General features: G+C 47.8%; 29 protein-coding genes. 23 read left to right on the forward strand and 6 right to left on the reverse strand.

Going from position 1 to position 26,925, the window contains the following annotated elements; translation table 11 throughout:
• Positions 1–121 precede the first annotated feature (121 nt).
• Positions 122–1,552 carry a carbon starvation CstA family protein gene (locus AC1MEO_RS03515; RefSeq protein ID WP_480334366.1) on the forward strand — a complete coding sequence of 477 codons (1,431 nt, stop codon included), beginning with the start codon at positions 122–124 and terminating at the stop codon, positions 1,550–1,552.
• 492 nt (positions 1,553–2,044) lie between these two features.
• Here the strand turns inward: AC1MEO_RS03515 and AC1MEO_RS03520 are convergent, their stop codons facing one another.
• Entirely contained in the window at positions 2,045–2,467 is a 423-nt protein-coding gene (locus AC1MEO_RS03520; protein WP_480334368.1) for a YgaP-like transmembrane domain, read from the reverse strand.
• A 203-nt stretch (positions 2,468–2,670) separates the two neighbouring features.
• On the opposite strand from AC1MEO_RS03520, the gene AC1MEO_RS03525 reads away from it, so the two are divergent.
• On the forward strand, positions 2,671–3,135 hold the full coding sequence (locus AC1MEO_RS03525) for a low molecular weight protein-tyrosine-phosphatase (RefSeq protein ID WP_480334370.1): 465 nt from the start codon (positions 2,671–2,673) through the stop codon (positions 3,133–3,135).
• Positions 3,136–3,188: 53 nt separating this feature from the next.
• Here AC1MEO_RS03525 and AC1MEO_RS03530 read toward each other — a convergent pair whose 3' ends face one another.
• A complete protein-coding gene (locus AC1MEO_RS03530) occupies positions 3,189–4,040 on the reverse strand; it encodes an NAD(P)H-hydrate dehydratase (protein WP_480334371.1) in 852 nt (283 codons plus the stop codon).
• Positions 4,041–4,309: 269 nt separating this feature from the next.
• Between AC1MEO_RS03530 and AC1MEO_RS03535 the strand changes: the two genes are divergently transcribed.
• From AC1MEO_RS03535 to AC1MEO_RS03545, 3 genes are all read left to right on the forward strand, one after another.
• Positions 4,310–5,260 (forward strand): MBL fold metallo-hydrolase, encoded by a 951-nt coding sequence (locus AC1MEO_RS03535; RefSeq protein WP_480334372.1) that lies wholly within the window; start codon positions 4,310–4,312, stop codon positions 5,258–5,260.
• Between the two features lie 140 nt (positions 5,261–5,400).
• Positions 5,401–5,574, forward strand: coding sequence for a hypothetical protein (locus AC1MEO_RS03540; RefSeq protein ID WP_480334373.1), 174 nt, complete (start codon positions 5,401–5,403; stop codon positions 5,572–5,574).
• Between the two features lie 320 nt (positions 5,575–5,894).
• Positions 5,895–6,614 (forward strand): 3-ketoacyl-ACP reductase, encoded by a 720-nt coding sequence (locus tag AC1MEO_RS03545; RefSeq protein ID WP_480334375.1) that lies wholly within the window; start codon positions 5,895–5,897, stop codon positions 6,612–6,614.
• Between the two features lie 46 nt (positions 6,615–6,660).
• Here AC1MEO_RS03545 and ptsP read toward each other — a convergent pair whose 3' ends face one another.
• A complete protein-coding gene (gene ptsP / locus AC1MEO_RS03550) occupies positions 6,661–8,379 on the reverse strand; it encodes a phosphoenolpyruvate--protein phosphotransferase (RefSeq protein ID WP_480334377.1) in 1,719 nt (572 codons plus the stop codon).
• The gene (locus AC1MEO_RS03555; protein WP_480334379.1) at positions 8,376–8,645 is read right to left on the reverse strand and encodes a phosphocarrier protein HPr; all 270 of its coding nucleotides are present in this window, start codon (positions 8,643–8,645) and stop codon (positions 8,376–8,378) included. The genes ptsP and AC1MEO_RS03555 overlap by 4 nt, the downstream gene beginning before the upstream one ends.
• A 190-nt stretch (positions 8,646–8,835) precedes the next feature.
• On the opposite strand from AC1MEO_RS03555, the gene AC1MEO_RS03560 reads away from it, so the two are divergent.
• The 5 genes from AC1MEO_RS03560 (at position 8,836) to AC1MEO_RS03580 (ending at position 14,009) form a co-directional block, all read left to right on the forward strand.
• Positions 8,836–9,588, forward strand: coding sequence for a DeoR/GlpR family DNA-binding transcription regulator (locus AC1MEO_RS03560; RefSeq protein WP_480334381.1), 753 nt, complete (start codon positions 8,836–8,838; stop codon positions 9,586–9,588).
• Positions 9,585–10,517 (forward strand): 1-phosphofructokinase, encoded by a 933-nt coding sequence (pfkB, locus tag AC1MEO_RS03565; protein WP_480334382.1) that lies wholly within the window; start codon positions 9,585–9,587, stop codon positions 10,515–10,517. The genes AC1MEO_RS03560 and pfkB overlap by 4 nt, the downstream gene beginning before the upstream one ends.
• Positions 10,514–12,427, forward strand: a complete 1,914-nt coding sequence (locus AC1MEO_RS03570) for a PTS fructose transporter subunit IIABC (protein ID WP_480334383.1) — start codon at positions 10,514–10,516, stop codon at positions 12,425–12,427. Before pfkB ends, AC1MEO_RS03570 begins: the two co-directional genes overlap by 4 nt.
• Positions 12,428–12,759: 332 nt before the next feature.
• Positions 12,760–13,131, forward strand: coding sequence for a nuclear transport factor 2 family protein (locus AC1MEO_RS03575; RefSeq protein ID WP_480334385.1), 372 nt, complete (start codon positions 12,760–12,762; stop codon positions 13,129–13,131).
• Between the two features lie 290 nt (positions 13,132–13,421).
• The gene (locus AC1MEO_RS03580; RefSeq protein ID WP_480334386.1) at positions 13,422–14,009 is read left to right on the forward strand and encodes a histidine phosphatase family protein; all 588 of its coding nucleotides are present in this window, start codon (positions 13,422–13,424) and stop codon (positions 14,007–14,009) included.
• 45 nt (positions 14,010–14,054) lie between these two features.
• Here the strand turns inward: AC1MEO_RS03580 and AC1MEO_RS03585 are convergent, their stop codons facing one another.
• Positions 14,055–14,243: a hypothetical protein gene (locus AC1MEO_RS03585; RefSeq protein ID WP_480334387.1), complete on the reverse strand. Its 189-nt coding sequence runs from the start codon at positions 14,241–14,243 to the stop codon at positions 14,055–14,057.
• 179 nt (positions 14,244–14,422) lie between these two features.
• Here AC1MEO_RS03585 and AC1MEO_RS03590 point away from each other — a divergent pair, with 179 nt between their 5' ends.
• The 12 genes from AC1MEO_RS03590 (at position 14,423) to AC1MEO_RS03645 (ending at position 24,407) form a co-directional block, all read left to right on the forward strand.
• Positions 14,423–14,875: an SRPBCC family protein gene (locus AC1MEO_RS03590; protein WP_480334389.1), complete on the forward strand. Its 453-nt coding sequence runs from the start codon at positions 14,423–14,425 to the stop codon at positions 14,873–14,875.
• Between the two features lie 14 nt (positions 14,876–14,889).
• The gene (locus AC1MEO_RS03595) at positions 14,890–15,339 is read left to right on the forward strand and encodes an SRPBCC family protein (RefSeq protein ID WP_480334390.1); all 450 of its coding nucleotides are present in this window, start codon (positions 14,890–14,892) and stop codon (positions 15,337–15,339) included.
• The gene (locus tag AC1MEO_RS03600) at positions 15,336–15,851 is read left to right on the forward strand and encodes a P-loop NTPase family protein (protein ID WP_480334391.1); all 516 of its coding nucleotides are present in this window, start codon (positions 15,336–15,338) and stop codon (positions 15,849–15,851) included. Before AC1MEO_RS03595 ends, AC1MEO_RS03600 begins: the two co-directional genes overlap by 4 nt.
• A gap of 191 nt (positions 15,852–16,042) precedes the next feature.
• Positions 16,043–17,305 carry an MBL fold metallo-hydrolase gene (locus tag AC1MEO_RS03605; protein ID WP_480334392.1) on the forward strand — a complete coding sequence of 421 codons (1,263 nt, stop codon included), beginning with the start codon at positions 16,043–16,045 and terminating at the stop codon, positions 17,303–17,305.
• Positions 17,306–17,432: 127 nt separating this feature from the next.
• Positions 17,433–19,436 (forward strand): ABC1 kinase family protein, encoded by a 2,004-nt coding sequence (locus AC1MEO_RS03610; protein WP_480334393.1) that lies wholly within the window; start codon positions 17,433–17,435, stop codon positions 19,434–19,436.
• 135 nt (positions 19,437–19,571) lie between these two features.
• Complete coding sequence (locus AC1MEO_RS03615) at positions 19,572–19,853, forward strand: AbrB/MazE/SpoVT family DNA-binding domain-containing protein (RefSeq protein WP_480334394.1); 282 nt, start codon at positions 19,572–19,574, stop codon at positions 19,851–19,853.
• Between the two features lie 83 nt (positions 19,854–19,936).
• Positions 19,937–20,284 (forward strand): type II toxin-antitoxin system PemK/MazF family toxin, encoded by a 348-nt coding sequence (locus AC1MEO_RS03620; RefSeq protein ID WP_480334395.1) that lies wholly within the window; start codon positions 19,937–19,939, stop codon positions 20,282–20,284.
• A 276-nt stretch (positions 20,285–20,560) separates the two neighbouring features.
• Positions 20,561–20,890 carry a hypothetical protein gene (locus AC1MEO_RS03625; protein WP_480334396.1) on the forward strand — a complete coding sequence of 110 codons (330 nt, stop codon included), beginning with the start codon at positions 20,561–20,563 and terminating at the stop codon, positions 20,888–20,890.
• Positions 20,891–21,105: 215 nt separating this feature from the next.
• Entirely contained in the window at positions 21,106–21,726 is a 621-nt protein-coding gene (locus AC1MEO_RS03630; RefSeq protein WP_480334397.1) for a hypothetical protein, read from the forward strand.
• Between the two features lie 293 nt (positions 21,727–22,019).
• Complete coding sequence (locus AC1MEO_RS03635) at positions 22,020–22,586, forward strand: excalibur calcium-binding domain-containing protein (protein WP_480334399.1); 567 nt, start codon at positions 22,020–22,022, stop codon at positions 22,584–22,586.
• A gap of 124 nt (positions 22,587–22,710) precedes the next feature.
• Positions 22,711–23,034 carry an ArsR/SmtB family transcription factor gene (locus tag AC1MEO_RS03640; RefSeq protein ID WP_480336012.1) on the forward strand — a complete coding sequence of 108 codons (324 nt, stop codon included), beginning with the start codon at positions 22,711–22,713 and terminating at the stop codon, positions 23,032–23,034.
• A 140-nt stretch (positions 23,035–23,174) separates the two neighbouring features.
• Complete coding sequence (locus AC1MEO_RS03645) at positions 23,175–24,407, forward strand: MFS transporter (RefSeq protein WP_480334400.1); 1,233 nt, start codon at positions 23,175–23,177, stop codon at positions 24,405–24,407.
• 857 nt (positions 24,408–25,264) lie between these two features.
• Here AC1MEO_RS03645 and AC1MEO_RS03650 read toward each other — a convergent pair.
• Positions 25,265–25,651, reverse strand: coding sequence for a VOC family protein (locus AC1MEO_RS03650; protein ID WP_480334401.1), 387 nt, complete (start codon positions 25,649–25,651; stop codon positions 25,265–25,267).
• Between the two features lie 314 nt (positions 25,652–25,965).
• On the opposite strand from AC1MEO_RS03650, the gene AC1MEO_RS03655 reads away from it, so the two are divergent.
• Positions 25,966–26,787, forward strand: a complete 822-nt coding sequence (locus AC1MEO_RS03655; RefSeq protein ID WP_480334403.1) for a helix-turn-helix transcriptional regulator — start codon at positions 25,966–25,968, stop codon at positions 26,785–26,787.
• The last annotated feature ends 138 nt before the right edge of the window (positions 26,788–26,925 follow it).

The following is a 26,925-nucleotide window of genomic DNA, read 5'->3' on the forward strand; positions in this document are numbered from 1 at the left end:
AGTTTAGAGACAGAAGCTTAGCCTGACAGTGTAGAGGAGGATAGAACAAAAGAAAAAGAGGATTGCGAGGAAAATTACATTATACCGAGAAAGCGTTTACAACATAGAATAGGGGTGCACAATGTTTACATTTTTAATTTCCATCGTCATTTTGGTGGTGGCGTATTTTACATATGGTAAATTTATCGAAAAACTGTTCGATCCGATCGAATCGAGAAAGACACCGGCTTACGCGAATGCGGACGGTGTGGATTTTGTTCCAATGAACAAGCATAAAAATGCGCTGATTCAATTGCTGAACATCGCTGGCACTGGGCCAATTTTCGGTCCCATCATGGGGGCGTTGTACGGACCTGTGGCATTTCTATGGATCGTCATCGGCTCGATTTTTGCCGGTGCCGTTCATGATTACTTGACCGGCATGATTTCCATCCGCAATAAAGGTGCGCATATTCCGGAGCTTGCCGGCAAATTCCTGGGGGCTGCTTCGCGGCACATCGTCAACGTTTTCGCATTGCTGCTGCTGTTATTGGTCGGAACGGTATTTGTCACGACGCCGGCATCGCTGCTGTCGATCTTACTGGATGGCAAAGTTGCGGTCGGCATCATCATCGTGTTCATCTTCATCTATTATTTCCTGTCGACAATCCTGCCGATCGACAAAATCATCGGCCGGCTTTATCCATATTTTGGTGCGGTGTTGTTGATCGGAACTATAGGCGTCGGCGTTGCGCTATTGTTCTCTGAATACAAAATACCGGAACTGAACTTTACGAACATGCATCCCGGCGAGTTGCCGATCTTCCCGATCTTGTTCTTTACAATCACTTGCGGCGCGCTATCCGGATTTCATGCCACCCAGTCGCCGATCATTTCCCGGACGGTTGAAAAAGAATCCCAGGGCCGCTACATCTTTTACGGCATGATGATTGCAGAAGCCATCATCGCTATGATTTGGGCAGCTGCTGCTATGAGTATTTTTGATGGGCAAACGCTGAGCGGGCTGATCAATTCCGGTACGCCATCAGCGGTTGTCAACGAAGTGTCCATGACCCTTCTCGGTGCTGTGGGCGGGACGATTGCCGTTCTCGGCGCCATCGTATTGCCGATCACGTCAGGCGATACGGCATTCCGCGCTGCGCGTTCCATCATTGCGGATTACATCAAGATCGACCAAACCAAGCTGATGAAACGTCTGCTCATCGCCATACCGCTTTTCATTATTTCAGCGGTCCTGACACAGGTTGACTTTAATCTGCTGTGGCGTTATTTCTCCTGGGCCAACCAGGCGACGGCAGCGATCGCTTTATGGATTGCCACCATGTATCTCTACATTCAGGGAAAAAACTACCTGGTATCACTTGCTCCGGCGATTTTCATCACCTACATGGTTTTTGTTTATATACTCAATCAGAAAATCGGTTTTAATCTGGATTTGAATCTGTCATTCATCCTTGGCCTGCTTCTTACGGGCATTATCATCGTGATGTTCTACACCAAAGCCAGAAGGAACCGGAAAGCAGAAGTTCAGACGGCCGCAATGGTCGAATAAAGAAAACTTCATACTTGGGTTTTTTGTCCCACTTACCGCGAAAGCAGGCTCCCGCAGCCTGCTTTTTTCGTAGGATTTTACTTTTTAAATCTGTTTTTGAATTAACAGAAATAAAAAAACCCTTTATTTTTCCTGTTTTTTTGATAAAATAAGAAATTGAGATGATTAGAAGCTTTCATAGAAAAAGCCGGTCGCTCTTAAAAAGGGAGGAAGCGTCAATTTCTAATAATTGGTTGTGGTTGCCGGTACTGATCTTTATGATGAACGGTTTCCGCTATGCAGAAATGATGATGCATAGCAGCCTGAGTCCTTATCAGGTCACCTTTTTTTCATTGAGTATCGTCGGCATCGTATGTTTGCTGTGGGTAATTTACAAAGAAAAACGAGTACGCAATAAACCAACCGGCAGACGGCATTTTAAAATCTGATTTCCGGTATAAAAACGGCTTGCCCCATTTCCAATTGGGACAAGCCGTTTTTATGATTTTTGGTTCAAATAGGATAATGTTCGCCGTTCAGGAGATTTTGCAGCGCTTGTTTCTCAAGGTTGATTTCGCTCATTGTGCGGACCCCCATGCGGCGGATCAAGGGCAGCGGCGGGCACCAGCCCTGAAGTGCATGCTGCAGCATGAATACGCTGACAGCGCCGCTGAAGTATGCCCATTTCTTGTCGGCGGTGAGCGCTAGAATTGAGGAAGCGAGTGCAAGGGAAGCCATATTGACTTCCAGGACACGCTCCGTATCCCATTCGCGTTCCAGTTCCGAGATGCGTTGTTTGATCGCCTCGGGACTCCTTCTCTTGAAGGTGTTGATGCGGGCTTCGGTCTGCCGTTCGATTTTTTGGTTGATGTGGTCAGGTGTCGCGTTATTTGCCTTCGACTGGGTCGATGGCAAAGCTTCGATTTGTACAGTCATATCGGATTCCCCACTTTCGGTGTTTTCTACTAGTATTCCGCAATAGGCATCCCTTAAACCTTTTCGCCGGAAAAACCGCTCACCGCCAGCTGGAGGAATGACTGCAGCTCGCAGAAGAATTGATGCTATAATCGGAGGACTGGAATGGAAAGATGCCAAGTTTTGCATCGTCCGTTTTGGCTGACAGGAAAGGTGGGCTAGTTATGATACGCGTATTGTTTGTGTGCCTGGGAAATATTTGCCGATCGCCGATGGCAGAAGCGGTTCTGCGGGAGCAATTGGACCGGCAAAATTTATCTCATAAAATAGAAGTGGATTCGGCCGGGACCGGAAATTGGCATGTCGGCAATCATCCGCATCCGGGGACGCTGGAAATTCTGAAAGCCAATGACATCCCGGCTGAAGGCATGAAAGGGCGGCAGCTGCAAAAGGGTGATTTCGATGATTTTGACTATATCATCGGCATGGACCTAACCAATATAGCCGACATCCGCTCGATGCTCGGCCAGCCGCACCACCCGAAAATCATGCGTTTCCTGGATTTGACCGACCATCTGAAAGATGTGCCGGATCCTTATTTCACTGGAGATTTTGAGGAAACCTATGGGCTGGTAACCGATGGCTGCAAGGCTTTGCTTGAGAAAATCAGGGAAGACCATCAACTTTAATCGGAAAATGGAAAAGCAAACGGGAATTTATTCCCGCCCGCTTTTCCATTTTTTCATGATTCGAATGCTGCCCATACTTCCGGCAGCAGCTCTGTCAATTCGTGCGCCAAAAGGGTATGGGGCGAGCGGCTCCGGGTCCATTTATCCGCACAGGCCCCGTGGAGATGGACCGCATTCAGCACCGCATGCTTCCAGTCTTTGTGGCAGCACAGCATGCCAAGCATCATGCCAGTCAAGGTGTCGCCGGTACCGCCTTTGGCGAGGGCGCTGTTGCCGGTCGGATTTGCCCAAATCTCGCCATCCGGAAAAGCCGTGATGGTGTTTTGGCCTTTCAGGACAATCGTGGCGCCTAATTTTCCAGCCCATTCAGCGGCGTGATCCGCCCGATTTTCCTGCAGCTCGCGGACATCGACGCCGGTGATGCGTGAAAATTCAGCTGGGTGCGGGGTCAAAATGACAGGAGCCTCACGCCCGGGGTAAGAACGCTTGCTCAAAGCGCCGGCATCGGCAATCACAGGAAGCGTACTTTCAAGAAGAACGCGCAGGGCGTCTTCCGTCAACGCGTCGGGATTGGTGCCAGGTCCGATGGCCGCAGCCCGGTAGAAATCGACTGAATCCTTTTTTTCTGCGATCCGCCGCAGGCCATCCCGCAAATAGGTGGCTTCGGGGAGGCGCGGCACGATCATCGCCATCGCTTCCGCTGCTGTTGCGATGACCAGCTTGCCGACACCGCTCCGCATGGCGCCAAGCCCGGCGAGCAGTGCTGCGCCGGGCATTTCTTCAGTCCCGGCAATCAATAGAGCCGTACCGTAGCTTCCTTTGTGGCTGTTCGGACCCCTTTTGGGAAGTGTCGCTTTTACTTGTTCTGCCGTCCACAGCTGTGGCGTTTTTTGTAATGGGCACATCTGCATTTACCTCCTGTTTTTGCAATTCTGATTATGCGCTTAACATTACGCAAAATCTCTTTGGAATGCAAAAATCACCGGTTCTGCAGTTCTATGCTCCCTATTTGCCAGTGTCGCACAGCCAAATGCCTGGCTGCGAAGGGTGGACTTTACTTGAAAAGGCTTCAAATCCATAAGGTTAATGGTAGAATATTCTTATAACAGCCGATTGGCCCAGCGAGAAGCTGACGCGTTGTTGGCAATTCGATAAAGCAAAGGGGATGGATAAAGTGGAAGATAAACAACCGATTCGCTTGAATGAACGCATGCACCTGATTGACGGATTTGATTTGGGATTGCCGGAACGGACCGGTACCTATGTCATCGCTGAAGAGAAGTTGACGCTGGTGGATACGGGGCCGAGCCCTTCTGTCAAATATGTTAAAAAAGGGCTGGCAGCTTTGGGCTTTGCACTGGAGGACGTTAAATACATAATCGTTACGCATGTCCATCTCGACCATTCGGGGGGAGCGGGTCTGCTGCTGCAGGATTGTCCGAACGCCCAAGTGGTGGTCCATCCGAAAGGCGCACGGCATCTGTCTGACCCGAGCCGTCTGACAGCGGGAGCACGGATGGTGTATGGAGAGCAGTTTGATCAATTGTTTGACCCGATCGTCGCCATTCCAGAGGACCGCCTGCTCATAAAAACGGAAGGCGATAGCCTCAATATCGGCCCTGAATGTACGCTCCAATTTTGGGATACCCCAGGACATGCCAACCACCATTTCAGCATCTATGACCCGGTCAGCAACGGGATTTTCGCCGGAGATACCGTGGGCATCCGCTATGATCAATTGGTGAGAGAAGGGATCGACTTGTACCTGCCTTCGACCTCGCCCAACCAATTCAATCCGGAAGCCATGCAAAACGCCATTGAACGGATGTCTGCTGCAAAGCTGGACGCCATCTATTACGGCCATTTCAGCAAAACCGACAAACCCGAGCAAGCACTGCGCCAGTCCCAGGAATGGCTGGAGGTATTCGTCGAAGAAGGACAGAGGGCCTTTACAGCGGGTCTAGCGCCTGATGAATTGGCCAAACGCCTATTCGACCGGGTTCAGGGCTATTTAAGAACCCAGGGCGTACCGGATGACCACAAAGTCTATCCGTATATCCGGCTGGATATGCAAGTCAGTTCCATGGGAATCATGGATACCTTGTCAAAACAGCAGCAACCTTAACCCTGTGCTTGTGCACAGGGTTTTTTTGACCGATCCAAAGCGATTCAGCGAAAGAAATCAGCAGGAATAGCCGTTCTTGATTAAAGTAACCCAGAGCGGGTATTTTAAAAGGTAACTATAGTCTGAAGGAGTGAAACGGGATGATGAATAATGATAAAAAGAAAAAAGCAGAAGAAGGGGAAAAAGAAGGATTCACCGGCTCCCCCAAAGAGCAGTTTCCGGATTTTGAATCGGAAGACAGGCAGGACCGGCAAAAAGAGCAATATGAAGATACAGCCAAAACCGGCAAAGAAGATTCTTCACCGGATAAATAAGTTTATCCATTGAATGAAACCGAATAATAAGGGGAGGCTAAAAAAGCGAGTTGGCCAGCGCCAACTTTCATCATGTTTATGAATATCCAGAAAACCTTTTATTCATTTATTTGATGCGTCTGAATGAATATTTTTTATTTATTATTCACAATATGAATGGCGATGGTTAGCTGTTATTCCTGCGGCTGGGCTGTTAGGCATCCGTCAAAAAGGGGTAAAGAAAAAAGCGTATATGTTTTGGATTCGCTATTTATCTTCTGCAAAATATCGGCTGAAGATAGATGAATGGAATAGAATAGTGAGAGGTGGAGTTTGCAACTATGCAATTATTGACGGAAAAAACGGCTTTTATAACAGGGGCAGGAAAAGGGATCGGGCGGGCAACGGCGTTAGCCTTGGCGAACGAAGGAGTCAATGTCGGGCTGATTGCGCGCACAGAGGCGGATCTTGTGAAGTTGGCGGCAGAAATCAAGTCATTGCGCGGGCGGGCAGCTTATGCAGTGGCGGATGTCTCCGATTTAGAACAGGTGGAAGCGGCCGTGAAAAAATTGACGAATGAACTCGGAACGGCTGATATATTGATCAATAATGCCGGAATCGGCAAATACGGACCCTTTTTGGAACTGGAGCCGGAAGAATGGAAACGGGTCATCGATGTCAACCTGATGGGCATGTATTATGTTACCCGAACCGTCCTGCCGCAGATGATCGAGAAAAATGGGGGAGACATCATTAATATTTCCTCCAGCTCAGGTTTGCGGGGATCAGCCGGATCGAGTGCCTACAGCGCTTCGAAATTCGGGGTGCTCGGCATGACGGAATCCTTATCACAGGAAGTCCGCAAACACAATATCCGGATGTTTGCTTTAACACCAAGCCGTGTTGTGACGGATTTGACGCATAAGGAAGGCGAAACCGACCAGGAAAAAGAAAAGTTCATGCAGCCGGAGGATTTGGCGGAATATATGGTGGCGCAGCTCAAGCTGCATCCGCGCATCTTTATTCCGACATCGAGCCAGTGGGCCACCAATCCTTTTTAATGCAAAAAAAAACGAGCCAGGGAAACTATCCCTTGGCTCGTTTTTCTTATTTAGCAGAAAGCTTTGTTACATAGTCTTCGACTTCCTGGGAATTGCTTAATGCCAGGATGCGGTCTGTATGCTCAGCCATTTCCGCTTTGGAAAGTTTGCTGATCTGTGAACGGGCTTTCAGGATCGATGAAGCACTCATCGAGAATTCGTCCAAACCTAAGCCGAGAAGGATCGGGATGGCAATTTCGTCTCCCGCCATTTCTCCGCACATGCCGGTCCATTTTCCTTCGCGGTGAGAAGCGTCGATGACCATTTTCACCAGGCGCAAGATGGCCGGGTTGAATGGTTGGTACAAATACGACACGCTTTCATTCATGCGGTCCGCGGCCATTGTGTACTGGATCAGGTCGTTGGTGCCGATCGAGAAGAAATCGACTTCTTTGGCGAATGTATCCGCCATGACAGCAGTCGAAGGAATCTCGACCATGATGCCAACTTCGATGGTCTCGCTGACTTCCACGCCTTCAGCTTGCAGCTTTGCTTTTTCTTCCAGCAAGAGCGCTTTCGCCTCGCGGAATTCATCAAGAGTCGCAATCATCGGGAACATGATCTTCAAGTTGCCATGCACGCTTGCGCGCAGCAAAGCACGCAGCTGCGTCCGGAACATATCCGGCATTTCAAGGCACAGGCGGATTGCGCGCAGGCCAAGGAATGGGTTTAGTTCTTTCGGCAGATCCAGGTAGGACAGCTCTTTGTCGCCGCCGATGTCCAGGGTGCGGACTACGGTCGGTTTGCCTTGCATGCCTTTTAGCACAGCGGCATACGCTTCGACTTGTTCATCTTCTGTCGGGAACTGGTCACGCCCCATATAAAGGAACTCTGTGCGGTACAAGCCGATCGCTTCGGCGCCGTTATCAAGCACGCCGGCAATGTCTTTCGGCGTCCCAATATTGGCTCCGAGTTCAACGGCTTGGCCATCCGCGGAAACGGTGGCTTCATTTTTCAATACAGCCCATTCCGCTTTTTGCTGGTCATAGGCCAGTTGCTTGTTTTTGTATTCTTCGATGACGCTGTCTGCCGGGTCGATCAAAATCTTCCCGTCCAAGCCGTCGACGATGACGGTCATGCCGTTCTGGATGTCCGCCATTGCTGTTTTCGCGCCGACCACTGCTGGGATTTCCAGCGTACGCGCCAGGATCGCCGAATGCGAGGTGCGTCCGCCGATATCGGTGATAAAGCCTTTGACGAACTGGGCATTCAATTGAACCGTATCGGAAGGGGTCAAATCTTCCGCAATGACGATGACTTCATCGGAAATCATGCTCGGGCTTTGGATGGTGACCCCTAAAAGATGGGCCAAAACCCGTTTTCTGACGTCACGGATGTCCGCGGCGCGTTCTTTCATGTAGTCATTGTCCATCGCTTCGAACATTGAGATGAACATATCCGTCGTTTCCTGCAATGCAAACTCTGCGTTGACTTTGTCTGCAGTGATCTGCTCTGTAATCGGGCCGACCAGTTCAGGGTCGCTCAGGACCAGCAGGTGAGCGCCGAAAATCGCCGCTTCCTTATCGCTGATCGTTTCCGCGGTTTTCTTCTGGATCACTTCCAGTTCCGCAATGGATTTGTCCAAAGCGGAGGTCATTCGTTCCAGTTCGCTTTCTACATCCGAAATCGTCCGTTTGTCAACATTCAATTCCGGATTCTCCAAGCGAAAAGCCTTAGCGATAGCGATGCCATTTGATGCTGCTATTCCGGACATTGTTTGTGTCATTGGTTTGAGATCCCTTCTGTTTTCATTACATCCGCCGCTTTTTCAACCGCTTCGTTTTCGTCTTCGCCGTCAGCTGCAATGGTGACGACTGAACCGCTTGGAATACCTAAAGACATAACGCCCAAGATGGATTTCAAGTTTACTTTCTTGCCTTTGTGTTCAATTGTGATTTCTGATTTGAATTTTGACACCGCTCCAACTAGCGCGGATGCCGGACGTGCGTGCATACCTGCTTCATCTGTAATTGTAAATTGTTTTTCGACCATGATTGATTTCCTCCTTTGATAAGTGCAGCCATATGATGCATTCACTGACCGTTTTTGACGGCTTTTGAGTGAACAAAAAAATAAATGGCGGTTTTTGATTGCTTATGAACGATTATGATTGATTGTGGAAGCGATTTCAAGTATTATCTATTTAACAGAACTTTGACTCTATTAAAAAGAAGGTGAGAACTTGCTTACCAACGAACGGCATGCTTATATTCTTCGGCTGTTGGAAGAAAAGCAGACAGTCAAAATACAGGAGCTGGTGGAATCCACCCGTGCATCAGAATCAACCATCCGAAGGGATTTGACCGATCTTGAGCATTCACGGAAATTGGAACGCGTTTTTGGCGGGGCCATATTGCCGGGCCAAAATCTGACGGAACCCAGCATCTGGGACAAATCCACACAGTTTCTTGAAGAAAAAATCAAGATTGCGGAATTCGCCTCTTCGTTCATCCAGCAAGGGGACAGTATTTTCCTGGATGCCGGCACCACGACCTTTCAACTGATTCCGTTTTTGAAAGACAAGGATCTGGTGGTCGTAACCAACGGGCTGACGCTTGTTGAAGCCCTTAACGAACAAGGCATCACGACTTATTTGACCGGCGGCCTGATGAAGCCGCGGACCGGCGCATTTGTCGGTGCCCATACGATCCAGGCCCTGCAGAACTACCGGTTCGATATCTGTTTCCTGGGCATCAACGGCTTCCATCCGGACTATGGCTATACAACGCCGGATCCCGAAGAAGCCGCGGTAAAGCAGATGGCCAGTTCCTTGTCACGGAAGACGTTTGCGCTCGCTGATCAGTCCAAAGCCAATAAAATCAGTTTTGCCAAGATCATGGATTTGGACCGCGCCACTTTAATTGTAGATGAAATTTCCAAAGAAGCCAATGCTGGACTCCAGAAAAAGACAATAGTAAAGGTTGTGGCACCATGATATACACCTGCACGATCACACCATCTATCGACTACACAGTATATGTACCCGAATTTGAAAGCGGGAAACTGAACCGCTCCGATGAAGTTTATTACTATCCCGGCGGAAAAGGCATCAATGTCTCCCGTGTATTAAAGCGGCTCGGCGTCTCCAACCAGGCACTCGGCTATGCCGGGGGTTTTACGGGACAATATATAGAGGCGTTTCTGAAAAACGAAGGCGTCGACACTGATTTTATTGAAACCGCAGAGATCACCCGTATCAATGTCAAAATCAAATCAGACCAGGAAACCGAGCTGAATGGGCCAGGTCCCAACTTGAATACTGCGCAACTGGATGCTTTGACGGAAAAAGTCCAAGGGATGGCTGAAGGCGACTGGTTCGTGCTGGCGGGCAGTCTGCCAGCTTCTATTGCTGCCGATTACTTTCTGGAGTTGGCGGAAATCTGCGCGGCCAAGAGGGTCCGGTTCGTGCTGGATACATCAGGGCCGGCACTGGAAAGCCTGATTGCCGCTCCGGTGTTTCTGGCCAAACCCAATCAACAAGAGCTGGGCGAATTGTTCGGTGTGGAGATTGCCACTGTGCCTGAAGCATTCCATTACGCCAAAAAACTGGTGGAGCGGGGTACGGAACATGTGGTCGTCTCTATGGGCGGGGAGGGTGCGCTATTGGTCACAAAGAATGTTGCCTTGATCGCCAATGCCCCAAAAGGGACCGTCGTCAACACCGTCGGTTCCGGCGATTCACTGGTCTCCGGATTTATCGCTTCCTACGCCACCGATCAGGACCCTGCACTCGCTTTTCGCTACGGTGTGGCGAGCGGCAGTGCCACCGCCTTCCGTTCGGATCTATGCCGCAGGGAAGATGTCGAGAAGTTGCTTGATGAGGTAGAGATTTACCCATATGAAGAAAAGGATGTGACAAAATGAAAATTACACAGCTGTTAACAGAAGAAACCATTATCCTGAACCTTTCCGCCACAACAAAGCAAGAGGTGCTGGAAGAGCTTGCCGGCCAATTGGAACGCGCCGGCAAATTGTCGGACAGACGCACATTCACGGCAGCCATCCTGGAACGTGAAAGCCAAAGCACCACCGGCATCGGAGACGGCATCGCCATTCCGCATGCAAAATCTTCCGCGGTCAAATCTCCGGCCATCGCTTTTGGCCGTGCAGCCGACGGACTTGATTTTGAATCACTGGACGGCCAGCCGGCCAACCTGTTCTTCATGATCGCCGCCACTGAAGGCGCCAATGACGATCATTTGGAGGCGCTGTCACGCCTCGCAACATTCCTGATGGACGACAAATTCCGTACGAATATCCTCGCTGCACAGTCGAAACAGGATGTATTGCAAGTGGTGACCGATAAAGAAGCTTCCCTGGAAGAACCTGAAGCGGCAGCGGAAAACATTCCCGCAGACAGCACGCAAAAGAAAATCCTGGCGGTCACGGCGTGCCCTACAGGGATTGCGCACACTTATATGGCTGCAGAAAAACTAAATGAACGCGCCAAAGAGCTGGGCATTGCCTTGAAAGTGGAAACCAATGGCTCGAGCGGCGTGAAAAACCGCTTGACCGCTGAAGACATTGCCGGAGCGGATGCCATCATCGTGGCAGCAGACACCAAAGTGGAAATGAGCCGCTTTGACGGCAAACCCGTCATCCAGACAGGGGTCGGCAAGGCGATCTACGAAACGGACAATCTGTTGAACCGTGCGGTAGCGGGTGACGCCCCAACCTATAAACACGATAAGTCCAAAGATGAAGCCGATGCAGGAGAAACCAAAGGCGGCTTTTATAAGCACCTGATGAACGGCGTATCGAATATGCTGCCGTTTGTTGTCGGCGGCGGTATTTTGATCGCCATCTCGTTCTTCTGGGGCATTAACGCCTCCAACCCTGACAGTCCTGAATACAACGAATTCGCGGCTATGCTGAGCACTATCGGCGGCGGCAACGCGTTCTTCCTGATGGTTCCGGTACTGGCCGGCTTTATCGCCATGAGCATTGCCGACCGTCCCGGATTTGCACCGGGTATGATCGGCGGATTGATTGCAATTACCGTTACCGGTGTTGAAGAAGCAAGCGGCGGTTCTGGATTCCTTGGCGGATTGATCGCCGGCTTCCTGGCCGGTTACGTGACGCTATTGGTCAAAAAAGCGTTTGCCGGTCTGCCGAACTCCTTGGAAGGCTTGAAACCGGTATTGTTCTACCCGGTCTTTGCGATTGCCATCACCGGCATCATCATGATGCTCGTCAATCCGCAGCTGACCAAAGTCTACACAACGATTTCCGCTTTCCTTGAAAGCTTGGGCGGCACGAACCTGGTGCTGGTCGGTTTGCTTTTAGGCGGCATGATGGCCATCGATATGGGTGGCCCCATCAACAAAGCAGCCTATACATTCGGCATTGCGATGCTGGATGCGCAAAACTTCAATTTCATGGCGACGGTCATGGCGGCCGGAATGGTTCCGCCGCTTGGCCTGGCGCTTGCGACGACGCTGTTCAAGAATAAATTCAGCAAACCGGAACGCGAAGCCGGCAAGACCGCATACGTCCTTGGTGCCTGCTTTATCACCGAAGGCGTCATCCCGTTCGCTGCAGCCGATCCGGCCCGCGTCATTCCGGCTTCAGTAGCCGGAGCGGCGGTGACCGGTGCACTGGTCATGCTGTTTGACATCGGATTGCGCGCACCTCACGGCGGCGTCTTTGTCATCGGCCTCGTCGACGGAGGGGTTGCCAGCATCCTGATGTACATTCTGGCTATTCTGGCCGGTGCTGTCGTTACGGCGATCGTTGTCGGTTCTCTGAAAAAACGGGTAGCCGTTGCTGCATAATCCACAACCGCTTCAGGTCTTTTATCCTGAAGCGGTTTTTTTATATCCATCAGCAAAAACAGAAAAAAATCTTTCAGAAAAAGGAATTCATGACTGATTCCAATCGAAATTGGGTATTGGATAATACAGCTGGAACAATGGATAGCGGAGCCGTTTCAACATAAACGATGAGAAAGAGGTGAACAGCCAGGAGGAGTGGTTGTCTGGAAAGGATCGGGCATGGCCTCGATTTTCCAGGGGAACCGGCCAGTAAAAACAGGGAAGATTTTTGGGTTTATTCAATCCGGGAAAAATGAAGAAAGGGACAACGCGACGGGAAGGAGCGGCTGGCTATGAAAGCGGTAAACAATACAGATTTTTTCTACCATTTCAATAGTGCTTTCTTTCATGGAGATCGTCTGTTCATTGAAAGCCATATCGCAGATGATGTCGTGTGGACGATCGTCGGTTCAGAACCGATTACTGGGAAACAGGCATTTCTCGATGCGGCATTCGGTGTGGAGGACGGCTACGGGGATGTGGATTTCACCATCGATCATGCTGTTGCCGTCAACGGGGAAGCGGCAGTCAAGGGAACGATGATAAAAAAAGGGCTGGCGGATGAGCCGAAAGTTTACGCCTACTGTGATTTTTACGTAATGGAAGCGGAAAACAGCGAAAAAGTAAAAGAACTGACCACCTTTGTCATCGAAGTAAAACAATAAAGACATATTGGATGCAAAACCCCTATGGCCTAATAGGGGTTTTTTTATGGGGCATAGCTGGAAGACAGTAAATGATGGGGTTGAAAATATAAATGTAGTTACTTACATAAGGTTATATGATAATCAATTCAAAACAGCCAACAAAGACGAAATGACAATGCAAAATGACTCAAGCAGGTAGAAAGAAATCGAGTCTGTCTATAGCTGTGCCCAAAGCTTTTCGGGTGAGCAGCATGCTCTTTTGTGGTAAAATGAAAAAATAGTAATAATTGATGGAGAGGTGATTAAATATGACCATCGTATGCTTGGTACGCCACGGAGAAACCGATTGGAATGCGCAAGGGAAGATTCAAGGGAAGACCGATATTCCGTTGAATGAGGACGGTGTCCAGCAAGCGGCGCAATGCGGGGCATATTTATCCGACTCCGATTGGGATCTGATCATTACGAGCCCATTAAAGCGCGCCCGCCGTACGGCCGAAATCATCAACGAAACCTTGGCATTGCCATTGATTGAAATGGAAGAGTTTGCGGAAAAGCATTTTGGCGACGCAGAAGGCTTGACCTATGAGGAGCGGGCACTTACTTTTCCGGACAGGTGTTACCCGAACCAGGAAGACAATGAGCTATTCGCTGAACGGCTGGCCACGGGATTGAAAATCATCAACGACCGGTACAAGGAGCAGCGTGTTCTATTGGTTTCCCACGGAGGCGTCATCAACGCCATACTCGGTGAGTTGTCGGAAGGTGAAATCGGTTCCGGAAAAACACGGCTTTTGAACGCCTGCCTCAGCCATATCCATTTTGACCAAGCGAATTGGATCATCCGGAACTACAATCAAGTCCACCATCTTGAAAAGACCGTGATCGAACGATAGGCAATTGAAAAAAAGCAGCAAGACGTGAGACGTCTTTGCTGCTTTTTATTTTTTCCGTGCCGTTTCTTTGTCCTTGTCCATCCGGTAGACATAAGTGGCCAATGCGCCCATGAATAGAGCTGAATTGAACCAAAAGACGAGGTCGCTCAGCACGCCGCTGAACAGCAGCGAGTTTGCGGCCGTAATCAATTGCATAGCCAGTATGAATAAAATTAAAATGGTTGCGGTCTTCATCAGATCACTCCGTTCCTTTTTCCATTATAGAGATGCTGCCGATTAATTCAAGTGAACGGAAGTTCCGGCAGGCAGGACAACCACTCTATCGGCGTTGAGGCGGGAGCATGCGGACGTGAATGTTTGGCGCAGTCATGGGATAATGGCTGAGAGCAAGTTAGACCAAAGGAGGAACCCCCATGGTTAAGTGGAAAGAAGAAATGGTGATCGATGCCGACATCGAAAAAGTCTGGAGTTTGTTCCGGGATGACAACATCAAAAAGCTGATGCCAAGAGTCGAAGAGCATATTCTGCTGGAAAATGACAATGACCAGCTGGGCGCAAAACACGCCCAAAGCTACCACGAAGGCACCCAATTTCAGACCTATATCATCGAGACCGTCGGCTATGAAGACGGGCCGGACAAAAAACTTAAACAAACCCAATTCGAGATGGGGCAGAGCTTTGAGGTGTTTTATTCGTTTACGCTGCTGAAGGACGGAGAACACCGCACAAAGTTCATCTATGAAGGCACAAACAAAGGCCAAGGGATGATGGGCAAGGCGATGCTGTTGGCGGGCAGCAAAAAGAAACGCCGGCAGACGGTCACCACGTTCATGGAGCGGGTAAGGGATGAAGCGTTGAAGCTATAGAAGGGAGTGGGAAGATGATCCAGTGGAATGAGCAACGGATAATAAAAGCTCCTATCGAAAAGGTATGGGCGCTGTTTTCGGATGAGCAGCTGCAGACCATCATGCCGCAGCTGGAAAAACATCAATTGGTGGAAGGGCCGCCCAACCAGGTCGGCTCGAAATACGCGCAGCAGAACCGGATGGGCAACCGCCTGGTCAGTTATGTCATGGAAATCACTGCCTATGAGGATTTGCCGGAACAAAAGCGTAAAGACATCAGTTTTGTGGCCGCAGGGCTCTTCCGGATCTCCTTAAGCTTTGCCTTGACCAAAAAGAGCGATGATCAGACGGTATTTGTCTACAGCGGCTCTAATAGGGGCGTCAACCTGGTGGGGAAGACCTTGCTGAAGCTTGATCCGCAAAACAGCAGCAGGCAGGAAGTGGAGAGTTTGATGGAGCGGGTGGTCGAGGCGGCGGAATCATGAAAATCTATATCACCGGCTCAGTCGGGAGCGGCAAATCCACCTTGGCGCGGCAGCTGTCATTAGCACTAGGTGCCACACATTTCGAAACGGATAATTTTGTCTGGCAGCGGCAGGAAGGCGGAGACGTCCGGAATGCCGTTGCCGTGAGGGATGCACGGTTTCTTGAAGCAATCATGCAGCCAGAATGGATTATCGAAGGTGTCCACAGCGGCTGGACGGAAGACGCGATCTCCTCTGCAGACATCGTGGTTTTTTTGGACATTCCATTTTATTTGAGGACGTACCAATTTATTGTCCGTTACCTGAAACAAAAGATGGGGAAGGAGCGGTCCAATTACAAACCCCGCTTTTCGATGCTCGTGAAAATGTTTGGATGGAACCGTTATTTTGAAGAAACGATGAAACCTGAATTTTTGAGAAAGCTGGAATCCGTTCCTGAAAAAACCAGGGTTCTTCGGAATCGGGGGCAAATCGCAGAATTTATGGCCGATCTGCTTCTGAAAGCTCGATGACCGCTCTTTTTTATTAGATATGTAACTTGTTACATAAGGTCTTATCATTAAAATTCAAAACCGTCTACAAGAAAAGAAAAAAACAGACAGCAACTGTCAAAAGAAACTGCAGAAAAAGCTTCGCGTGACAAGAGACCGCCAGATTTGTATCATGAAGAAAATGGATAGGGAACCAGAGGGGGAAATGGAACATGATCAAGGTCTATGAAAAAGAACAGGTAGTGTGCGTCGAAGGGGTGCTCACAGAAACCCGCAGCAAAGTTTTCGTTTTTCTGGTTGATGGCATGCTGATCGATACAGGGGCTGAAAAACTGCAGAAGGACTTGATCGATTTTTTCAACGAGCATTCATTTGACCAAGTGGTCTTGACACACCATCACGAGGACCACACCGGGAATGCGGCTTGGCTCCAGCAAAATCGGGACATTCCATTCGCCATCCATTCCTTGGGATTGGAAATTACGAAAACGGAGGGGGAATACCCGAAGTACCGGAAAATCACTTGGGGCAACCGACGCGCGTTTGTTGCACAGCCGCTTGGTGAGCGCGTCCGCTCCCGTACGCTCAACTGGCAAGTCATCCATACACCGGGCCATGCAGACGACCATGTGGCTTTGTTTCATGAGGAATCGGGCCGCCTGTTCACTGGCGACTTGTTTGTTTCACCGAAAACACGCGTCATGATGGAGAGTGAATCGGTACAGCTCATGGCCGCATCGCTGCGCAAACTATTGGCATTGCCGTTCCAGTCAGTGTTCTGCAGCCATGCAGGCTACCTGGCAAACGGCCGCATTTTGCTGGAACAAAAACTGCATAATTTGGAAACTCTCCAACAAACGATCATTCAGTTGCACAAAGAAGGGGTGCGTCCACATGAAATCGATCGGCAGCTTTTTCAAAAAACCTATCCGCTTGTTCAATTTTCAGAAGGGGAATGGAACACTATTCATATTGTGGCATCTGTGGTGACTGATTATGACCTTCAAAAGAACCGTCATCTACAGCCGCGGGCTATCACTTTGGGCATCCTCAGAAAAGGCGATGCGATTCTCCTGGAACAGCAATTTAAATCCCATTCAGCCGGAGACGGTCCGTTCTACCGGCCTTTGGGCGGCACCATCGAGCTCGGGGAACCGTCCGCTGTAACATTGAAAAGGGAATTTAAAGAAGAAATCGGTGCCGACATCCGTGTGGCGGACTACTTGGATGTAGTGGAAAACATCTTTACGCTGGCAGGCCAGGTCTTTCATGAACTCGCACTCGTCTACGAAGTCGAATTTGAGGAAAAAAGCCTTTACGATCAAGAAGCGTTTGATGTAATGGAAGATGGCAAAAAAACCAAGGCGAAATGGGTCAGTCTGGAAGAACTGGCGCTTGGCGAAACTACTCTATATCCTGTCGGCCTGCTGGAACTGATCAAAAAAATGCCAGCGCCTGCAGAATCAAAGCCGTAATCGCACAAGAAAACACTGAGGCATATTTCCTGATCGCTTCCGGTCTATCAACCAAATTTTGCTATACTGAAGAAACAAAGCCCGCCTCTTGCTGTTGAGGATTGGTGATGAAAGGAGAATGCTCTTCATGATCTATTTCATTATGTTGCTGGGACTTTTAACGGTGGTCTTTTTCATCTATTATGTGAGTGGCCGGTTAATGGGGTCACATGTCAATTTCACTAAACGAATTCTTTCTGTCTTATTGGGCGTCAGTTTAACAACTTTTGTCTATTGGTATTCTTATTTGCGCTATACGGATTTTTTAAGTGAAAATATCACTGATACGGTCGCTGACGCAAGCGCCATCATCTGGATCGGCAGCATGCTGCTGATTTCGATGCTGTTCTATCTATTTTTCGAGCTGTTCGATCCGATTGAACTTGGGGAACGGGGAGAGCGCATCACCAACCAAAAATTCATTATCCAGCGAATGAGGCATCGGTGGCGGCGCCAGAAACGCCTGAGCCAAGTGCTGGAAATCGCTGTCCGAAACGGATTTTCGCGCACTATCCGCTATGCACGCCACCGGGAAAGCAACCGGGATTTGGCCATCGCTTTCCGCGATACGCTGGAACAAAGCGGCGGCATCTTCATCAAGTTCGGGCAAGTGCTGTCCACGCGCACTGAGCTGTTTTCACCCGTCTTCATCGAAGAACTGGCAACGCTGCAGCAGGATGTCAAACCCCTGACCAGTGAACAAGTCACAACCATCTTACAGAATTCCTTATCGGCGAGTGTGGAAGATGTCTTCTCGGAATTCCGTATGGAACCACTGGCAGCGGGCTCCATTGGCCAAGTCCATCAGGCTGTGCTGAAAAAGACGCAGGAAGATGTCGTCGTCAAATTACTGCGTCCGGACGTCAAAGGCATCATGCGCAATGATTTGGATATTCTTGTTGAGTTTGCCGAATGGGTTGCCAGCAAGTCAAAATGGGCCGAGAACATCGGCTTCCGTGAACTGGCCATTGGCTTTGCGAACGGTCTTCGTGAAGAAATCAATTTTGAGATTGAGACCCGCAACACCATCCAAGTCGCCAATGCGTTAAAGAAAAGCGATTACCCGGTCAAGATTCCGCATGTTTACCGAGAATTCAGCAATGACAATTTAATCGTCATGCAGTATTTCAAAGGAAAAAGCATTTCCCGGGGACAGGACGTCTTTGACCAGTTCCATGTCGACCAAAAGGCGTTCGGCCGCACCGTGCTGTTTTCATTTTTCGAACAGATGCTGTTTTCTGGAATTTTTCATGCCGATCCGCATCCCGGCAATATCTTTATCGATGAACAGGACGGCCAGCCGATCCTTCTGGACTTTGGTGCTGTCGGACGGCTGGCCGCTCCTCAACAGGACGGACTGAACCTCTTCATCATCGGCGTCCAGCAAAACGATGCAGAAGTCATTTGCGACGCCATCAATATATTAGTGGAAGACAACAGCCAAATCGAACGCCAAAAGCTCGAACAGGCGGTTGGCCAATTGCTGCTGAAGGTTTCTTACGTCGATAAGATCCAGACCGAAGAACTGATTCACGCCATGTTTGACATCGTCCGCGAATTCGGTTTGGCATTTTATCCTTCTGTCGGCATGGCACTCCGGTCTTTGATCAGTTTGGACAGCACACTCCATACCATCGATCCGAAGTTCGATATGTTCACAGAAGCCAAGGTCTTTGCAAAAAAATATAAGACCGCTGTACTGAAAAAACCATTTACCGAACCACGCGAAACCAAACAGAAAATTGAAGAAGAATTGGCGCTGCTGATTCCCGAAATGATGAAGTTGCCGAAACGGGCCGATCAATTGATCCAGCGCATCGAAGGCGGCAAAATCATCCTGCATCACGACGTTTTCTCCGACAAGCACAATGCCAATTTTGTGCTTCAGCTGTTTTCCCGGTTCGTGCTGCTGATGTCTGGGATCACGTTTGGTCTGGTGTCGGCCGCATTGCTGGCCATTGCACAGTTCATCAATACCGCATACGCGGTCTACTTGAATACAGCCGCCTATACCGGATTGTTCCTGTGTGTCATCCTCCTGGTGCGTTTGTCGATTCAGGCGATACGCGATATGAAACGAAGCACGACATAAGAGAAGCTGCATCCTGAAAAGGGTGCTTTTCTATTGCAGGGGGAGTAATGGTCCAATCTGCTTCTAGTACTTGTAAGATGTAGATACAATGTATATACTAAATGTAGAAAAAGCATGGCGAGGAGCTGAATCAATATGCCGAAAATCAAGCAGAATATAAGTCGCCGAGAAGTTAAACTTCAGAGCTGGGGCAATAGTAAAGCGGTACGCCTTACAAAGGATATGTTGGAGGAAGCAGGCTTTGATGAAGTCGACGATGCTGTACTGGACGTGGAGATTGAACCCAATCGAATTTCGCTGGTTCGAAAAAACAAATTGACTCCTTTCCAAAAGTTATTCGCTGGCTACGACGGGGGAAAACCCGAGCCCGAAGCTCTCTGGGATGAAGCAGAGCCAGTTGGGAAAGAAGAATGGTAGTCTATTCATCGCATTAAAGAATTTTGCCTGTACTTAATTCCTCGAATGGAACCGTACAGGCATTATTCATAGGGGGAGTGGAAATGACGGGATATTTTAAAGTTGGCGACATCATAAAAATCGATATGTCCCCGGCAAAAGGACATGAACAGCAAGGTTATCGTCCGGCCATCGTCGTATCAGAAGAAACTGTACATAAAGAGACGGATTTAATTTGGGTCTTGCCCATCACAAACACCAATAAAGGGTATCCAACTCATGTGCCTGTCAATGGAAGAACTATGAATAACGAAACAACAGGGTATGTATTGTGTGAAAAGATAAAGGCGATCGATCCACTTGCCCGAGCCGCAAAGTTAACAGATAAAGCTGACCGGGATCTCATTGAAGAGTGCAAAGCGATTATCGATGCCATAACTTATATCGGTTGAATTAGGCAAAGACCCATCACAATGATGGGTCTTTTTCTATATCCGGATTTCTATTGTGAGCAAAATCTGCCGCTCTTTGGATTCTCCTGAAAGCCGAAGAAAGAAATTAAAGTCGATTCCAACTGGTAATGACTGGGTATTATTGATACCATTCAGTTATGACCCATTAGACTAATTAGGAGGGATGACATTCTTTATCCAACGAACCTGTACATCGGAATAGCCGTTGCCCTCATTTATTGTTTGGTCTTCTGGAAGCTCAGCAATCTGGGCAGAGTGCGTGTTCCTCTGTTTATTTATGCTGCCATTGTGCAGCTGGCTTTTCTGGTTTTATTCGCTTGGACCAGCAGCCGCTTTCAAGCAGATGAAAGTTTCTCGCGCGATTATGTAGAATTGTTCGGAGACGGCATCATTCTGTTTTATTTCTTGCTGGTGGTGCCGCTCCTTGCGGCTTTGTGGATCCATACATATAAAGGGATCGGGAAGCTGGCCGTCGGGAAACTGACTCAAGTGGTGATGATCGGGATGTTCATCGTCTTTACCCTGATTTTTTCCGCTATCGGGTTTTACCTGCACGTTTTCTTCTATTATGGGTTTGCGCCGTAATTCTCCCGGCTTAACCAGACCGCTAATTCGCAGTTGAATTAACGGTCTTTTCTATTCGGTGAGCTGAAGAGTCTTATTTAAAAGAAGAGAAAGTCTCTATAGCAGCCATAATATGTAAATCGACTGGAAGAAAAGTGAAACCGTTTACCGTTTGATCCGTATTACTCTTTAGAAAACAGTTAAGACCTTTTACTGACTATAGAAGGAGGGATTTTATGTATTTTTTTTATGCCAACGAACATGCATCGATGAAAAAAACTATTGGTCTTTTGGTTTTAATTTTTGCCAGTTTGTTGATTGCGGGTTGTTCAGCAAGTGGCACATCAGAAGACAGCGAGGCTGAAGCCGTTGATAAAAATGATCAAGCGATTCGGGCTGTTATTGAAAAGGAATTCAATGGTCCAGATGAGAAGTACAACGAATTATGGGATGCAATGGAGGAAGCTCAGGTTTCAGAAAAATACATGGATGATTATGAAGCTTTTCTGGAATCAACGGAATACCAAGACCTAATGAGCTATATGGAAGAAACTTATGCATCCTATTTTACCGAGAACGGCTATGAGACCTTCAAAAATACAGCCGCTTTTATGTATTCTGGGTTTGATCATGATTATACGTTGACTCCTTCCGCTATTGAAATTGTTCAAAATGAAAACGAAGCAACGCTATACGACCTTACTTTTCAAGTCGATTACGCAAATGAAGAAGGAGAATCCAGCCAATTCAATTTTGAAGGGCAAGCAATCACCCCTGAAGAAGGAAAAATCGGGAAGATCGAGTACTTGGATGGCTATGAGGACGGACTGCGTCAAGCGCTGGTAAACGATGAATAGAAACAGACTAACTGGACGCTGCCTTTAGGCGGCGTTTTTTTCTTTTTACTAGGAATTTCTGTGAAGTTGAATCCTATTTATGTCTTTTTATGAACTAGTCTCTCTGGATAGATTTTCATTTGGTTTAATTAGTAAAATTTATTATTATTACTAATCATTTCTAAATGGATATGTGATATTCTTAGTACTGCCATGTAGACCCATAATGATTTATCCATCAGGAGGAAAAGTGAATGAAAAACCTATTAGTTTTTATCCGCAAACACATCGTCATTATCTTTGTAGCCTTATTCATGCTGTTGATCGGCTCATTATTTGGTCCATCCCAAGCGCAAGTGGAAGAAAAAGATACGCAAATTTCTTCTCAACAAAAAGAAATTGAAAGCTATAAGAAAAGTGAAAGTGAACATTTGGCAGCTATTGATAAGCTCGAAAAAGAAAATAAGACATACAAGGACGCAGAAGCAGCATTAAAGAAAAAGGAAGATGCCCTTAAGGAGCAAGAAGAAGCCAAAGCAGCTCAAGCTAAAAAGAAAAAAGAAGAAGAAGCCGCTGCTAAAGAGGCTGAAGAACTGGCTGCTAAGAAAAAAGCTGAAGAAGAGGAAGCCAAACGTGTGGCTGACGAGAATGCCGCAACCGAACAAGCAGCTGCTGAAAAAGCTGAAGCTGCTGCATCCTCAGCAAGCTCTTCGCAATCGAGCAGTTCAAATACCTCACCAGTTGCCAGCACATCCGCGCAAACACAATTTGCGAACTGCACGGAACTTCGTACAGTTCACCCAGGAGGTGTCCCAAAAGGGCACGCTGCATACCAAAGCAAGATGGATCGAGACAAAGATGACTATGCTTGTGAAAATTAACTACATGCAGAAAAAGAGAAACAGCCACTCAAATTTGTGGCTGTTTTTTTGATCCGTATAAGAGGATGGTATCGCCGGCACTTATTAATTGACATATCGAATAAAATCGATATACAATACGTCCATGGATAATTTAAATGAATTAGAGGTATTTAAAGCTTTGTCGAATAAGACCCGTCTGGATATCTTGAAATGGCTGAAAGAACCTGAAAAAAACTTCCCGAAACAACAGGCGCATTTGCCGAAGGAGGTCAGCATCGAAGGTGGGGTTTGCGTCGGGGACATACAGGATAAAGTGAATTTATCCCAGTCCACGGTTTCGCATTATCTGTCGCTCATGCAAAAAGCCGGACTATTGGAAGCGGTCAGGTACGGGCAATGGACGTATTACAGACGGAACGAAGAGACCTTGGCTAAAATTGCAGAATTCGTGAAACAGGAGATTTGATTCCAGGTGGAGGCAAATCTCTGTCGGCTTTATATATCGATTTTTCTAGATATATCTATATTTCACACTCCAGACTTTTATGAAAAAAGAGTAGGGAATACGCACGATAAATCAAACCAGAAGTTGGAGTGAATCGTTTTATGGCCACACATGCACGTGAAGATCTATTAACGACTAAGCAAAAAATATTGGCATTTACATTAACCTTGTTGACCTTTGTGATGGGAACAAGCGAGTTTGTCATCGTCGGGTTATTGACCGAGGTCTCAAGCGATTTGAATATCACGCTGGCTACTGCGGGATCGTTGATCTCAGGATTCGCCATCGCCTATGCAATCGGCACACCGCTATTGACGGCTTACGTCAGCCGCTTCCCGAAATATCCCTTGATGCTCTTATTCATTTCCATCTTCATCATCGGCAATGTCATCAGTGCATTGTCGGGATCTTATGAACTATTGATCTTATCGCGCATTGTAACTGCTGTAGTCAGCGGGGTATTGATCGCCTTATCGATGAGCATCGCGAGTGATACCATGCCAGAAGCCAAAAAAGGATCGATCATTGCCCTCATTTTCGCTGGTTTCACCATCGCCAATGTCCTGGGCGTGCCTTTAGGGACGTTCATCGGCCAGCTCGGCAACTGGCAGTTGACGTTCTGGTTTACAGCGCTGCTGGGCGTCATCAGTTTGGTCATCAGCATCTTCATCATCCCGAAACACCTGCCGGTCGAAAAAGCATCCGCTAAAGAGCAATTGAAGTTATTGACGAATCCGAGAATGGTTTTGGCATTCTTTATTCCGACCTTTGCCATTGCAGGGACCTACACGGTTTACACGTATATCACCCCGATTTTGGAAGAAGGACTGGGAATCCCGACAAAATACATCAGCATCATTCTCCTGGGCTATGGCGCATTTTCCATCCTCAGCAATGTTTTGGCAGGGAAGATCGCCAGCCGCAACGGCATCAGCAAGCTGCGCTTTGTGTTTATCGCACAGGCGATCATCTTGGGATCCTTGTTCTTCACCATGCAATCGACCGTTGCCGGGCTCGTCAGCATCATGCTGATGGCTGTCATGATCTATGTCATGAATGCTACGATCCAGCTGTATTTGATGAACCTGGCCGCCGTGTACTTTCCAGCTGCCAAAGATTTCGCTTCTTCACTCACGCCCGTTGCTGTGAACATCGGAATCGCACTGGGAGCAACACTGGGAGGATACGTCGTCGCAAACGGCAGCTTGATCCACTTGTCGTGGGTCGGGGGACTATGTGCGCTGATTGCGTCCGGGTTGGCATTCATCAGTTACCGGTTAGACCAAAAAGAAGAAACGGTAGCCAAACCTGCATATCAGGGTTCGAACCTATAATTCAAAAACACTCAGCTGTGGGCTGGGTGTTTTTTTGGATTTAATGGATTTAGCCGTTATCCCCCTAAAGGATAGGTTGGGGGCAAATGAATCCTAAAATGATAGGGTAAATAACGAAGAAAGTTCCAGCAGACGTTTTACCGGCCACTAACCAATGTAATTTTTTTGAAGAAGGAACCATCGTTAATTCTGTAAAGGATGAGACGGAGTTTGTCATAGTTGAAGATCCAAAAGGAGAACAGCATTTATTGCAGCGCACTCCAGCGAATAAGAATGAATAACTCCATACAGTAGCTGATGGATAAAATGAACGCTTGTCGACCATAAGATGTCCTTAAAGCAATTGATCAGCTGCTGGTGGACTGTGCCAGGTTCAAACAAGCTTAACGGGCGTGAGATGTTTTTTATAGAAGAAACCTTGGGACGGCAACACGTCTAAGAGGCGTTGTTGAAGGCATTCCGTTTTAAGGGACATGTCATGAACCGGCAGACGGCCCGGATAGAAGGAGAGCCGATAGCAAAAGGCCTCTTTTCTTAAAATTCTATTTTAGTAGACATAATATAAATTATCGGAAGTAGCGTCTCATTCGCTAAGTATTCTTATGACAGTGAGACGGAATCGGTTTTTCCGCTGTTTTCTGCGGTTTTCGCTCCATACACGGATTTCTGTCTAAGTGGTATTTTTGTGTTTTTGTTGCATGCCTAGACTGATTACTTGTTGGATCTGTCAACCGAAAATTTGGATCAGTCACCAAAAAATCCTTCAGCAAGTTTTACAGATCCAATTCAATAACTTAAACGCAACTCGTATGCAACTATGAGCTGCGTTTAAGTTTCCAGCACAAACTCCATTTAACTTACATCACCAGCAAATTCCACCGGTGTCCGTCCAAATCCGCAAATCCTGCACCGTAAAAGCCATCTTGTTCAGACGGTTCTGCAAATACAAATCCACCTGCTCTTTTTACTTTGCCGATCATCTCATCAAGTTCTTCTCTTGTGCCGACTGAGATCGAAAACAATGCTTCTGTCGATTGCTCGGCATCCGCCAATGCATTGAGCGAAAATCGTTTAAACCGCTCCTCCAAAACCAACATGACATGCACTTGATGATCCCCAACAACCATTCCAATCATTTCATTGCCGGCTTCGCCTGGTTCCATCACATTGAATCCGACCAGACCGAAAAACGTTCTCGACCTGTCTAAATCCTTGACCGGTAAGTTGATCCAAAGCTCTTTCATGATTTTTCACCTGCTTTCTATGCCTAGATTCCAGTACATTCATTTGCTGTGCGATTCCCTCCTTTTTCATTTCTTTCCTCTGATTTTAGCTTAATTATCAGATTATTCATATCCAAAAACCTTCAATTCCTGGCAATCTTGAGACAACATCTCCCCTTTGTATTCCGTAATTTGTTCAGTGGAATGGTTTCTTAACAATTTCTCTATCAATTCTTGACTCATCTTTCTACTTTTTATCTATATTTACCGGTATTATACAGAAATTCTTATTAATTCTTGGTAGACTAGAAGAAAAGAAGAAATGAGCGATTCCTTTGTCCCAAGCCCCGAACTCCATGACAGCCCCTTTGTTTTACCATTCCATCCAGCATTTTTCCATTCCGCACGGTGAAACTTGGCATCAACCGCTCCACCGCCATCCAGAAACAGCGGAATTGCTGCTGGTGCTGGAGGGAACCGTCCATTGCAAGTTAGCCAATCGCGCCCTTCCAGTCCCGTCTGGTACGGTTTTTCTTGTGCCGCCCGGTTCCTGGCATGAACTATGGTATGGCGCCGCACAACAGCAAAAATCCTGCCGCCTATCGTTTGCTTGGCAGGATTTCGCAGAATTTTCCCATCTGGCGGAATTGCCTGGGGTTATCGAGGTTGGCGACTGTACCGGAGTAGCGGATCTGATTGGCCGGCTGCAACAAGAAAAAGAGCAACCACAGCCTGATTCCAAACGGATGGCCCATCATTTGACCTGGTTGATCCTGGCGCTGGTCAGCCGCTCCGCAGAAACCGCACCTTCCCGAAACGAACGGGATTTTGAAGAAGCCATCCGACAGGTTCAGCATTATATGGAAGAACATCACTGCCGCTCTTTGACACTGGAAGGTTTGGCCGATCAGTTCGAATTGAATAAATACCAGCTAAGCCGCCTTTTCAAGCAGCATACCGGCATGAGTCCGCTTCAGTACATCATCGGCTGCCGCATGGATACGGCACAACAACTGCTGATCAGCACCGATAATCCAGTAGCGGTCATCGCCAGCAAAGTCGGCTATAAAAGCGCTACACAGTTTCAGGCGGCATTCAAAAAGATGGCCGGCACTACGCCCAGGCATTACCGGCTCGAATTCAACCAAAAAAATTGATTATTAATCAGGGAATTATCTGTTAAATTAAAATATAAATGGTATTAGTTAGGGAATTCCTCTATCATATATATCAAGAAAACATATTTTTGTGAAAGATGGCACGTATTTATCCAACTGCAAACCCGCAGTTTCGGA

This window comes from Planococcus sp. BI3 (assembly GCF_056680115.1).